The organism is Noviherbaspirillum cavernae, assembly GCF_003590875.1.
Taxonomy (GTDB): Bacteria; Pseudomonadota; Gammaproteobacteria; order Burkholderiales; family Burkholderiaceae_D; genus Noviherbaspirillum; species Noviherbaspirillum cavernae.
This window is the reverse complement of the sequence record NZ_QYUN01000002.1, coordinates 1,766,495-1,779,128: the sequence shown is the minus strand read 5'-3', so window position 1 is coordinate 1,779,128 and position 12,634 is coordinate 1,766,495. Positions and strand designations below refer to the sequence as shown.

Below are 12,634 nucleotides of genomic sequence, written 5' to 3'. Positions count from 1 at the left end.
GTTTTCCTGACTGCGAAAAACAAGTAACTCCGGGTGACAACCGTGTTCTGCAGCAACACGGCATGGCTGCGACAAAGCTTCAAGTCTCCGGCGATGCATACAAGCCGAATCAAATTTCCGATTCATGAGCGCGATGTGCATCGCCAACCGAATTGAAGGTTTGCGCGAGTGATTCTGGTTTATCGGCAGAACACGTAGTTTTGATTTGCTTGAAAGGAAATCGACATGAAATATTCGATATTGCTTGCGGCATTGGTCGCCTCTCTTGCATTGAGTGCATGTGGCAAGAAGGATGCTGAAGCGCCCACCTCCGCTCCCTCCGGCACAACGGCCCCCTCTGCACCATCAGGCACGACGGGCGGCAGCATGTCGGCTCCTGGCAGCACAGGAAGTGCCGGTACTGAAAGTGCTACGCCAACACCTCCCGCTCCCGCAAGCCCGAGCAGCGCTGCACCGGGTACGTCTGAAACCACGCCTGGTGCCGCCGGCGGCACATCCGGCAGCATGAGCGGTCCGGCTGGTGGCGCAAGCGGAAGCACATCTCCTGATGCACCGAAGTAAATCCGGGCAAATGCAGCAATGACTGCCAGCAAGCAGTCTTTTGCTGCATCGTTTTCACAGCGTTCAATACCAGCCGGCATGCCCGCAAAGGCAGCAGCCATGTAGTTGGCAACGCCCCTTCGCGTGCCATCCCGGCGATCGGCATTATCTTTTTATAAATAAAACACCGCCATGCCGTGGCGTCCGACAGATATTCATTGACTCCCCTTACTAATCGTTCCAAGTAAGCAATACAATGGCCGCAAGACTTGCCTGATTCAAATCCCGATTTGGCCTGCCGCAATGTTCGACGGCGGCATCGCCAAAAACAACAAACATTGTTGATGGTGGCGGCCACATGCGGATTTCAAGTAGATTTGTCAAATCCCTGCTTACCTCGGCCGGATGGTGGGCGGGCGTTGCGACATCCATCATTCTTTATCTGATTGCGGCCGAGACGGTCAGTGAAATGACCGAAGCGGAGTTCGACTACCGCAGCCGGAACATTCAAACCACCATCCAGTCTCGCGTGCAGGCTTATATCGATGTCTTGCGCGGGACATCGGCCCTCTTCGACACCAGCGACAGCATTTCACGCGCCCAGTTTCACGCCTATGTCAGCAAGCTCGACCTCGCGCAGAGCTTCCCGGGAATCAGAAACCTGAACTTCGCGACTCATGTCACGGCGAGCGAGAAAAAGACATTTGAAGCCGCCGTACAAGCGGATACCGGCATTGCACCTGCCGGCCATCCCGAATTCGCGATCCATCCGGGCGATGTGCGGCCCGACTATCATGTACTGACATTTATTGAACCGTTCGACGGCAATCGCGTCTTTCTGGGTTTCAACATTGGATCGAACACTTTGGCAGCCAATGCGCTCGCCGTTTCGCGTGACAGCGGGCAAATGTCTTTTTCCGGCAGGTTGACGACAATTCCGGGGCCCGGAGAACATATCGGAGTATCGATTCGAATGCCGCTCTACCGACGCGGAATGTCGCTCGACGCGACGGAAGAAAGACGAGCGGCATATTACGGAACGGTCGGCGCGAGAATCGACATTCCCAGCCTGATGCTGGGCGCCATTGACAAGGACGCGCTTGGGCAAATGCGGCTGAGAATTTATGACATCGGCGACGTCGGCAACCGACGCGCATCGGGAACAACAGACCCCGACCGCTTGTTATTCGACAGCGATACCGAACCGGCCGAGGAGACATCCGAAGCGGTGTTCACGAAGCGAATTTCGATGACGTTCGGTCCCCGATTCTGGGAGATCGAATTCGTCACCCGCAAGGCGGCCTTGCTGAATGGCTTCAACTCATACGTTCCGTGGCTCGTGCTGATCGGCTGCCTGCTGTCATCGCTTCTGCTGTACTCGATCTATTACTTTTTCATGGCCACGCACCGGCGCGCCAACGAGCTCGCCAATGAAATGACGAAAGGCTTGCGCGCCAGCGAGGCAAGGCTTGCGGAGGCGCAGCACATGGCGCACTTGGGCAGCTGGATTCTGGAGCCCGGATCCGGAAGAATGAACTGGTCGGTCGAGACGTACCATATCTTCGGTCTGAATGTGAGCGCAGGCCCGGAGTATGCAAACTTCCTTTACCGTATCCATGACAACGACAGGCAGCGCATTCAACGGGGGATGGAGAATGCAATTGCCACTGCGGATGAATTCAGCGCCGAACATCGGATTGTGCAACGCGACGGCACGCTGCGCTGGGTGCGAACGATTTGCCGAGCCGGTCATGACGATCACACCACACTGCTGCGCGGCACGATCATGGACATCACCGAGCACAAGCACATGGTCGAGGAACTGAAGCGCTCGCACGAACTTCTTCGCGACTTGACCTCCTATCAGGACAGGATCAAGGAGGACGAGCGCAAGCGCATCGCGCGTGAAATCCACGACGAACTCGGGCAAACCCTGCTGGCGCTGCGCATCGATGTCTCCATGCTCGACGCCCGTACCGGGAAGTCGCATCCCAGGCTCAACACCAGGGTGCGCGAGGCACTGCTGCACATCGATGCCACGGTCAAGACCATCCGGACCATCATCAACAATCTGCGTCCTGCCGTGCTGGATCTCGGACTTGCCGCAGCGATCGAGTGGCAGGTGGCGGATTTCGGCCGCCGTACCGGCATCGCATGCAGCCTGACGATGGACCATGGTGATTTCAACGTGGACAATGCGATCGCCACCACCCTTTTCCGCATCCTGCAGGAGTCGCTCACCAACGTCATCCGGCACGCCAACGCCACGCGTGTTGCCATCGAGCTGCGCAGGGAGTGCGACCGGCTCGTGATGCGCATCGAAGACAACGGCATAGGCATGCGCCGCAAGTCGCCAAGGGCGGCAAATGCTTTCGGATTGGTAGGCATCGAGGAGCGCGTGCTCGCCCTGGACGGGGAATTCTCGATCGACAGCGCGCCAGGGCGCGGCACGACGCTGTCCATCCTCATCCCTTTACCGCAGTCGGAGCACGACGAATCCGAAAGATGTGATGGGGACCAGGCAACCCTGTTTCATCTCGACTGACGCGCTCCGTTCATCAAACCGGATCGCATCCGCCATGGGCGTCAAACGGCATGCAGCGGCGAGCGATGCTCGGCATGGAACAGATAGCGTCTGGCAAAGAAGTCCGGTACTTCGCTTGCCGGCACCGGACGCGAAATGAAATAGCCCTGCACTTCATTGCACGACAACGCTTGCAGCACGTGCAGTTGCTCCGCCGTTTCCACGCCTTCGGCGACCACCCCCATGCCGAGCACGTGCGCCATCGACAGGATCGCCATGAAGAACGCCTCGCCTTCCTTGCCGTTGCACAGCTGCGCGGTGAAGGCGCGATCGACCTTCAGGATGTCAAAGTCGAGCCGTTGCAGATGCGAGAGCGAAGAATAACCGGTGCCGAAATCGTCGACCAGCAGTTTGATGCCAAGCGCCTCGATCGCTGAAAGTTCCTCGTTGACGGCATTGCCCTCCCCGATCATGCACGATTCGGTGATCTCGATTTCGATCAGCGACGGCGCGATATCCTGCTCGCTCATGCAGGCGGAGAACAATGCGCTCAGGTTGCCTTCATTGAACTGCCTCGGCGACACATTGATCGACACCGGAACCACCGGCAGATGCTGCCTGCGCCATTGTGCCAATTGCGCGCAGGCCTTTCTGATGACCAGTTCGCCGAGCTGCACAATCAGCCCGGTCTCTTCCGCCATCGGGATGAACTCCTGCGGCGGCACCAGTCCGCGCTCCGGATGCATCCAGCGCACCAACGCTTCAAGGCTGCGCAACTCGCCGGTAAAGGTATCGACACGCGGCTGATAAAACAGCACGAATTCGTCGAGTTCGATCGCCTTGCGCAGCGCCTGCTCCCTGTCCAGCCGGACCACGAGTCGCTCGGAGAGCTGCGGGCGGTAGAACTCGTATTGCCCCTTGCCGTTCGCTTTTGCCGCATACATCGCGATGTCGGCATGCTTGAGCAATGTTTCACCGTCGCCGCCGTCATGCGGAAACATGCTGATGCCTATCGATGCCTTCACGGCGTGCAGGCTGGCATCCGCCAGCACGAACGGCGTATCCAGCGACGAGATGATGCGCTCGGCCACGCGCGCCGCGTCGCTGCTGCTCTCCACGCGTTCCAGGATGACAGTGAACTCGTCCCCGCCGAGACGCACCACGTTGTCCTGCGGACGGATCACGGAGCGCAGGCGCGCTGCCGCTGCGCGCAGCAACTCGTCGCCGGCCGCATGGCCCATCGTGTCGTTGATGTTCTTGAAGTCGTCGAGGTCCACGAAAAGCATTGCCAGCGTTGCACCGCTTTCGCGTGCACGCATGACGGCGGTCGGAAGGTGGTTCATCAGCCAGTGACGATTGGGCAGCGCGGTGACGGCGTCCATGTTTGCCAGACGCGACAAGGCTTCCTCATGTGCCTTCATGTCGGAAATGTCACGCAGCGTGACAGCAAGGCCGTCGCCGGAACGCACCAGGCGGCGGTGGACCCAGGCGACCTGCAGAGGACTCTCGGCCGGCACCTTCAACTCGTCTTCATAAAAGCCGGTTTGCATTGCACCGGAAAAAATTCTCACGACTTCGGACAGGTAGGAACCGAACGGCATCTCCGAGAATTTCTTCCCGATGAGCTGCGTCCTGAGCATGCCGTAATACGTCGCGCCGCGCTCATTGCAATCTTCCACAAGGAAATCGACTACACGTTCTTCCTCATCGTAGAGCGTCCGCACAATATAGAAACCTTCACGCGCGCCGTCGGTGGCAAGGCGGTATGTACGTTCGATTTTTTCGGTCTGGCGCTTTCGCCATGCCAGCCGGGTCGTCACCACGATACCGCTCGCAGCCAGCAGGAGAAGCAGCACACTGCCTGCGATGGCAAGGCTCCAATAGTATTTCGCTCTTTCCTTGTAGGAAGCCTGAATGCCCTCCTCGGATATTCCTACGGTAGACACGAGCGGGTAGTTTTTCAGTTTCTGCCAAGCGACGATACGGGCTTGATCATCGATGAAGTTCTCCCTCTTCATCGCGACGACATCCTTGTCGCTGCCGAACACGGGAGGCGTGCGAAACACGTTTTCCATGGAGCGGATGCCCGCGCCCATCTTGGATGCAAGAAAGGAGCCGTCGCTCCTTCCAACCGAAAGAAAATCGCTTTTCCCAAGGCCTGACTCATCAGTGAACGAGGCCAGGTAGATTGGTTCGACCGCCACCAGAACAATGCCATCGAACGATCCGTCGGCGGTATCGAGGCGGCGCGAGAAGCGAATTACCGTCTTGCCGTATCGGCGGCCGAGAGCAGGCTCACTGATCAGCAAACCGCCGGCAAGTCCGGATTTGTGGAACTGGAAATAATCGCGCCCGGAAATATTCTGGCTGCCGCTGCTGTCGAGTGTACTTGTCGCTACCCAGCCATTGCGATCGACAATCGTTACATAAAGATGCGCGCTGACAGGGAACAGTCCCTCCTGCATCTGCTTCTCGAGATTCACCAACCCGTGCGTGACTCTCCAATAGTGCTTGAGATGAAGCGTGACCTGATCGATTTGCTCGAGCGATCTCGTCAACTGTTCGGCATAGGTTTTTGACAATGACGATGCTTGCCGGATTGCATTGTCTGTCAGGGCCGCTCTGTCGCGGCTCAATTTGGAGAGTGTCAAGGCCCACAGCACGCCTGCGAGAAAAACACTGAGCATCGTCCACGCAAGTATCACGCGGAGATTGGCACGATGAAAGCCGGAATTCTGCATTTGCGATGAAGTGTTTCTCTGTTGTGGAGCCGGATATTGCGCGACTTTCTCATTTCTTGATTGCCGGAAAGTCGGCAATGCCGACGCCTGCGCATGATCGTATGTTCTGTTTATTGCAGGCGAGAGAAAAACACGCTGAAAATCTTAACATAGGGAAATCGGCAAAAGTGCACCCGCTTGCAGCCGCTTTCGAATCCCGTTGCATCGGATGTACGATGAGTAAATGACAATTGCATTCCACGGCGCGTTGCCGGATTCCTGACATGACACTCAACCGGATTCCGCTCTTCATCACCTCACTGGGCTGTGCGCTCCTGGCATTGATCGTCATGCCGGATTTCGGCAGCGCACAGGCAGCCGATACCTTGCGGGTAGGGTCGAAGCGCTTCACGGAGTCCTATATCCTGGGCGAGATCGTGGCACAGGCAGCAACGCCGCATGCGAACGCAGTGCACAAGCAGGGTTTGGGCAATACCGCCATCGTCTTCGAAGCGCTCAAGGCCGGCAGCATCGATGTGTATCCCGAATACACGGGAACAATCGCGCGCGAAATACTGAAGCACTCCGAACCGCTGTCAATCGACGATCTCAAGCGGAAACTGGCCGGTATCGGGCTCGGCGTTGCCGTGCCGCTCGGCTTCAATAACACCTACGCGCTCGCCATGCGCGCCGCCGATGGCGAGCGGCAATCGATCCGCACGCTCGGCGACCTTGCACATCATCCTTCGCTGCGACTCGGTCTGTCGCACGAATTCATCGGTCGCCTCGACGGCTGGCCGGGACTGGCGCAGCGCTATGCGCTCGCACAGAAGCCGCTCGCATTGGATCATGGTCTTGCCTACGAGGCACTGACCAGCGGCCAGGTGGACATCATCGACATCTATTCAACGGACGCGAAGATCAACAAACTCGGTTTGCGTGTGCTGACGGACGATTTGAATTATTTCCCTCGCTACGATGCCGTGCTTCTGTATCGCCTCGATGTCGAGACCCGCTTTCCGCAGGCATGGCAGGCATTGCAGCAATTGCAGGGACGCATCTCGGCAAACGACATGATTGCAATGAACGCCGCTGCGGAGCTTGATGGCCAGAGCTTTACTGCAATTGCGCATGCATTCCTGACGCGCGGCGAATCGAGGGCAGCGAAACGATCCGGACTGCGTGACAAGCTGCATGACGGCGATATGTGGAGATTGACGCGGCAGCACGTCTGGCTCGTGCTGCTGTCGGTATCGCTAGCCGTGCTGGCCGGCGTCCCGATGGGAATCGTCGCTGCATTTGCGCCGAAGGCAAGGCATATCGTGATGGCGGTTGTCGGCGTGCTGCAGACCGTTCCTTCGCTCGCGCTACTGGCGATGCTGATCCCCGTTCTCGGAATGATCGGCACGGTTCCCGCGATGCTTGCACTGTTTCTATACGCCTTGCTGCCGGTGGTGCGCAATACCTGCACCGGACTTGAGCAGGTGCCGCAGGGATTGCGACTGGCCGCGCTGGCACTCGGGCTCGAGCGGAAAGACCGGCTGCTGCATATCGACCTTCCATTGGCATTGCCTGTCATCCTGGCGGGCGTAAAGACCGCCGCCGTGATGAGCGTCGGCACCGCCACCATCGCCGCCTTCATCGGTGCCGGCGGCTATGGCGAACGCATCGCCATAGGGCTGGCGCTGAACGACAACGACATGCTGCTGGCCGGTGCGATTCCCGCCGCCGCACTGGCGCTCGCAACGCAATTCGTGTTTGAGCTCGGCGAGCGCATTTACCTGCGCCGCCGCACGCGATGACTTGCCGGATCCATCCAGGCTGCCGCCAGAATCTCGCGTCATGCGTCCAGTTGCACACAGACGCAGGCGATGCGCCCCGGCGTCGCGCTGGCATCGGCTTCCTCGCGCGTATCGTGCTGGGTCAGCACGTACCGCTGCGCCTGATGCGGATCCCGATTGGGATAGATGTTCAGATGCAGCTGAAGCGGCTCGGGCACGTTTTCCAGAAACACTTCGCTGTTTTCCGACAGCCGTCCATCCAGCGTAAACACGGTTACCACATCGTCGTCGCCGATGTAGCCGTGGACCTTGTATATCGGATGCCGAGCGCGCGTCGTGATGATATCGACCGGATGCCTGGTGGTGATCGTGCGCACAGGTTTTGTCAGATCGAGCGGCGTGCCGCTCGCTTCTCGTTCGACAGGCCGCACTTCGGGTTGTCGCTGCATCGTCCGCTTCCTTCCCGCCTGCGCGGTGATTGACGCGATGTCGAAAGACTCCAGGTTCGCATCGAATTCGGCCTGCCAAGTCGGCTCCTCGCGAGCATGATGCGCGGAAACGGGCGGTTGATCGAACGTCCGCTTTGGAACGTTGAATGTCATTTCATAGTTGTACAGCTGTTCGTCGGTCATATCGGGATAAGGCGCCGGATGGCCTCCATCGACGGTCCGGTGCTCGACGACGGCTTTGCGTCTGCCTAACAAGGTACTCATGAAACCCACACTTCCCTCCTTGAAACAGTTCCGAGGCATTGGCGACGACGCAATATTGCATCAAGTCAATGCGCCCCATCAGTTGAAAGCAGTCAACAGTGCCGCGATCCGACAGCCTGTCTGCAATGCATTCTGATGTCTGCAGAGTATTAGGGCATCCGATCCGCAATTTTGTTTCATGTCAGTTTGTAAGCGCGCCATCGCTGTACGATAATCAGTCAGACGATTGAATGCGATGCAATCGCTATCGGGAGGAGCGGCCGATGTCCTACAGTACCGAAGCCATCCGTACCATTGCCATGCTGGGACATACCAACAGCGGCAAGACGGCGCTTGCCGAGGCGCTCCTGCATGGCGCGGGAATGATTGGCAACTCCGGCAGTCTCGAACGCGGCTCGACCGTTTCCGACTACGATCCGCTGGAACGAAAATATCAGCACTCTCTCTACTCCGCCGTCCTCCATCTCGACCACCGCGACACGCGGGTTCACCTGATCGACACGCCCGGCTATCCCGACTTCATGGGCCAGGCGATCGGTGCCTTGCCAGCCGTGGAGAGCGCGGCCATCGTGATCAATGCGCAGACCGGCATCGAGATGATCACCACGCGCATGATGCAGCTTGCACAGCAACGTCAGTTGTGCCGCATGATCATCGTGAACAAGATCGATGCGGACAACATCGACCTGCCGGGACTTGTCGCACGCATTCAGGAAGCCTTCGGCAAGGAATGCCTGCCGATCAACCTGCCGGCGGCAGGCGGCACGAAGGTCGTCGATTGCTTTTTCAATCCGGGCGGAGAATCGGATTTTTCCTCGGTCGAGGCGGCACATCGCGCACTGGTCGATCAGGTGGTGGAAGTGGATCCCGAACTAATGGCGCTGTATTTGGAACAGGGAGAAATCGCGCCGGAGCAGTTGCACGCACCGTTTGAACAAGCCTTGCGCGAAAACCATTTGGTGCCGATCTGCTTTGTATCGGCTCGCAATGGCATCGGCATCCAGGAATTGCTCGATGTGTTCGTCAAGCTGATGCCGAATCCGACGGAAGGCAATCCGCCTATGTTCTACCGCGATGACGCTAATGCTCCAGACGGCCACGCCGAAATCCGCGCGCTGCCCGATCCGGCGAAGCACGTATTGGCGCACGTGTTCAAGGTGACGGTGGACCCATATGTCGGGAAACTGGGTGTATTCCGCATTCATCAAGGCACGGTCATGCGTGACAGCCTGCTGTACATCGGCGATGGCCGAAAACCATTCAAGGTCGCGCATCTCTTTCTGCTGCAAGGCAAGGAACAGGTTGAAATCCAGCAAGCCGGTCCGGGCGACATCTGCGCGGTGGCAAAAGTGGAAGATATCGAATTCGATGCGGTGCTGCATGATGCGGCCGAGGACGACCATATCCATCTGAAGCCGCTGCCCTTCCCCGCGCCGATCTACGGTCTCGCGATCGAAGCCAAACGGCGCGGCGACGAACAGCGCATGTGGGAAATCCTGCAAAAGCTGACTGCCGAAGATCCCTGCCTCAAGGTCGAGCATCTGATCGACACCAACCAGACCGTCCTGCTCGGACTCGGCGAATTGCACCTGCGCTGCGCCATCGAGCGCATGACCGAGATGTACAAGATGGATATCGGCACCCATCCGCCGAAGATCGCCTATCGCGAAACCATCGCGGGCAAGGCGGAAGGCCACTATCGGCACAAGAAGCAGACCGGCGGCGCGGGCCAGTTCGGTGAAGTGTTCCTGCGCATCGAGGCATTGCCGCGCGGTGAAGGCTTCGAATTCATCGACGCAGTGAAAGGCGGCGCAATCCCCTACCAGTTCATTCCTGCAGTGGAAAAAGGCGTACGTCAGGTGCTGGAAGCCGGACCGCTGGCGGGCTTCCCGATGCAGGACGTGCGCGTCACCGTCTACGACGGCAAGAGCCATCCGGTCGATTCCAAGGAAATTGCGTTCTCGACCGCAGGTCGCAAGGCCTTCATCGACGCCATCATGAAGGCGCGCCCGATCGTGCTGGAGCCGATCGTCAACATCGAGGTTGTGACGCCGGAAGAAAGCATGGGGGACATCATCGGTGATCTGTCCGGCAAGCGCGGCCAGGTCAGCGGCATGAACACGGTGCAGGACGCCAACGTCGTCATCGCCGGCCAGGTGCCGCTATCGGAATTGAACGGCTATCAATCGCGCCTGCATTCGGCCACCGGCGGCCGGGGAAGTTACACGCTGGAATTCAGTCACTACGATCTGGTACCGCCCGCTGTGCAGCAGCGCATGGTCAGCCAACACAAGGTTGCGCCGGACGATTAGCCGTGTGTCCCCAACCCTCCGTCCGGATGGTAGTGGCTTTGCTCCACCATGGAAATCGCGATCCTGTGCGCCTCGGCTTCGGCTTCTACCTCCGACGAAAACACGACATCGACGTTGACTCGCTGTTCCGGGAAGACGCTGTTTCTGTGCATCGGATTGGGCGACGGTCCGTAGATCGCCACAAATGCGCCCCAATGTTCGCTTTCCGGCAATTGGATACCGGCATATTCAATTTCGTATTCGCCGATGTATTCGGATCGCATCACGGCCTCCAATCGGTCCGACATGCAAAATGACAACTGCCGCAGATCGATTTATACCGGATCGCGATCCGGCACAGGCTCATCCTCCGGCTCGGGATTCGGAACCGGCGGCGGCCGGTCGTCCGGCGCGGGGTCCGGGGCCTTGTGGGCGAAAGCTGGTGTCATTTTTACCACTCCAGAAGGCAAGTGTCCGAAAAAATCCTACCACGCGCATCCACACGATCATTGAGGTCAATCATGGATGCGTCCCCAATGTGTGGCGGTGCAGCTTGCCCTTGTTGGCACAGCAATAAGTCCATGGATGCCGCGACGAAGTCGGTCTCGATATCGATGCAAGCGCGATCTTCTGAACGCCGCTCTGTTGCGCGTACAATGCTGTTTCCTCAACAACTGGGATCGGCGGGCAATCGCACGGTTCTGCAATGGTAGACATATTAATAATTCTCGGGTTGATTCTCATTAATGGCATTTTTGCCATGTCCGAAATCGCTGTCGTTTCAGCCAAACGGATTCGGCTGCAAAAGTTATCCGAAAACGGCAGCCGCGGCGCCAAGGCCGCAATCGAGCTTGCAGAAAGCCCGAGCCGATTTCTCTCCACAATCCAGGTCGGCATCACAGTCATCGGCATTTTCAACGGTGCATTCGGTGAGGCATCGCTGGTCGCCAAGCTGGCCCCGCAAATGGAAACCCTGCCCGTGATCGGTGACTACGCGCGCGAAGTCGCGCTGGCTGTGGTCGTGCTCGGCATCACCTTCGCTTCCCTGATATTCGGTGAACTGGTCCCCAAGCGCATCGCGATGCAGTATCCCGAATCGATCGCGTCCCTGATTGCCGCGCCGATGCAATGGCTGTCGCGCATGATGGGCCCCTTCGTCAGGATCCTGACTTACGCCACCGACTTCGTGCTCAAGTTGCTCGGCCTCGAAAGCAAGAAGGAAGACACCGTCACCGAAGACGACATTACCGGCCTGCTGCGAGAAGGAACGGATGCGGGCCTGTTCGAAAAGACCGAGCATGACATCGTGTCACGCGCCCTGCGCCTGGATGATCAGCCGGTTGTGGCGTTGATGACGCCGCGCATGGACGTGCACTTCATCAACCTGGACGATCCGCTGGACGTCAACCTGCTGAAGATCGCGGACAGCTCCTATAACCGTTTCCCGGTCTATGCCGGTGATGTATCGCATGTTATCGGCGTGGTTCATGCCGGCAGCCTGTTCGAACAGATGATTCGCGGCCAGCAGGTCAATATCGCCAGTGCCATCAGGCCGCCGCTGTTTGTGCCGGAAACAATCAGCGCCATGCAATTGCTGGAAACACTGAAGAAAAACCGCGCCGAACTGGCCCTCATCATCGATGAGTACGGCGAGATTGAAGGCATCGTCACCCTGAGCGATGTCCTCGGCGCGCTGGTGGGCGATGTCGCCGTCATCGACGAGCATCATGAAGAAGATGCGGTACAACGCGAAGACGGATCGTGGCTGATCGACGCCGGCATTTCCCTCGACCGCTTCCGTGAATTGCTTGACACCAATGTACGCTTTCCCGAGGAAGCCACCGGCAGCTACCACACGCTCGCCGGATTCGTGATGGCGACATTGGGTCATATTCCCGTCGTCGCCGAATATTTTGAATGGGAAGGCTATCGCATCGAAGTCGTCGATATGGATCGGAACCGGATCGACCGCCTGCTGATTCATCGTGCGGAATCCGATGCCGAAGCGACGGGAAAAGAGCAAGCCAACTGACCCGACGCATAACCGGAAGCCGGGAGCGCCGAC

At 58.4% G+C, this 12,634-nt stretch carries 8 protein-coding genes; 4 read left to right on the top strand and 4 right to left on the bottom strand.

Annotated elements, in window-relative coordinates; translation table 11 throughout:
* Positions 1–179: 179 nt before the first annotated feature.
* A complete protein-coding gene (locus D3870_RS22020) occupies positions 180–662 on the bottom strand; it encodes a hypothetical protein (RefSeq protein ID WP_147375744.1) in 483 nt (160 codons plus the stop codon).
* Between the two features lie 236 nt (positions 663–898).
* Between D3870_RS22020 and D3870_RS08270 the strand changes: the two genes are divergently transcribed.
* A complete protein-coding gene (locus tag D3870_RS08270; protein WP_119738194.1) occupies positions 899–3,085 on the top strand; it encodes a CHASE domain-containing protein in 2,187 nt (728 codons plus the stop codon).
* A 41-nt stretch (positions 3,086–3,126) separates the two neighbouring features.
* On the opposite strand, the gene D3870_RS08265 is transcribed toward D3870_RS08270, so the two are convergent.
* Positions 3,127–5,751, bottom strand: coding sequence for a bifunctional diguanylate cyclase/phosphodiesterase (locus D3870_RS08265; RefSeq protein WP_242489903.1), 2,625 nt, complete (start codon positions 5,749–5,751; stop codon positions 3,127–3,129).
* 317 nt (positions 5,752–6,068) lie between these two features.
* On the opposite strand from D3870_RS08265, the gene D3870_RS08260 reads away from it, so the two are divergent.
* Complete coding sequence (locus tag D3870_RS08260) at positions 6,069–7,586, top strand: glycine betaine ABC transporter substrate-binding protein (RefSeq protein ID WP_119738192.1); 1,518 nt, start codon at positions 6,069–6,071, stop codon at positions 7,584–7,586.
* Positions 7,587–7,624: 38 nt separating this feature from the next.
* Here D3870_RS08260 and D3870_RS08255 read toward each other — a convergent pair whose 3' ends face one another.
* Entirely contained in the window at positions 7,625–8,278 is a 654-nt protein-coding gene (locus tag D3870_RS08255; protein ID WP_147375743.1) for a hypothetical protein, read from the bottom strand.
* 263 nt (positions 8,279–8,541) lie between these two features.
* Here D3870_RS08255 and fusA point away from each other — a divergent pair, with 263 nt between their 5' ends.
* Positions 8,542–10,590, top strand: a complete 2,049-nt coding sequence (fusA, locus tag D3870_RS08250) for an elongation factor G (protein ID WP_119738188.1) — start codon at positions 8,542–8,544, stop codon at positions 10,588–10,590.
* Here the strand turns inward: fusA and D3870_RS08245 are convergent.
* Positions 10,587–10,853, bottom strand: coding sequence for a hypothetical protein (locus D3870_RS08245; RefSeq protein WP_119741846.1), 267 nt, complete (start codon positions 10,851–10,853; stop codon positions 10,587–10,589). The genes fusA and D3870_RS08245 overlap by 4 nt on opposite strands.
* A 422-nt stretch (positions 10,854–11,275) precedes the next feature.
* Here D3870_RS08245 and D3870_RS08240 point away from each other — a divergent pair, with 422 nt between their 5' ends.
* Positions 11,276–12,601 (top strand): hemolysin family protein, encoded by a 1,326-nt coding sequence (locus tag D3870_RS08240; RefSeq protein ID WP_119738186.1) that lies wholly within the window; start codon positions 11,276–11,278, stop codon positions 12,599–12,601.
* The last annotated feature ends 33 nt before the right edge of the window (positions 12,602–12,634 follow it).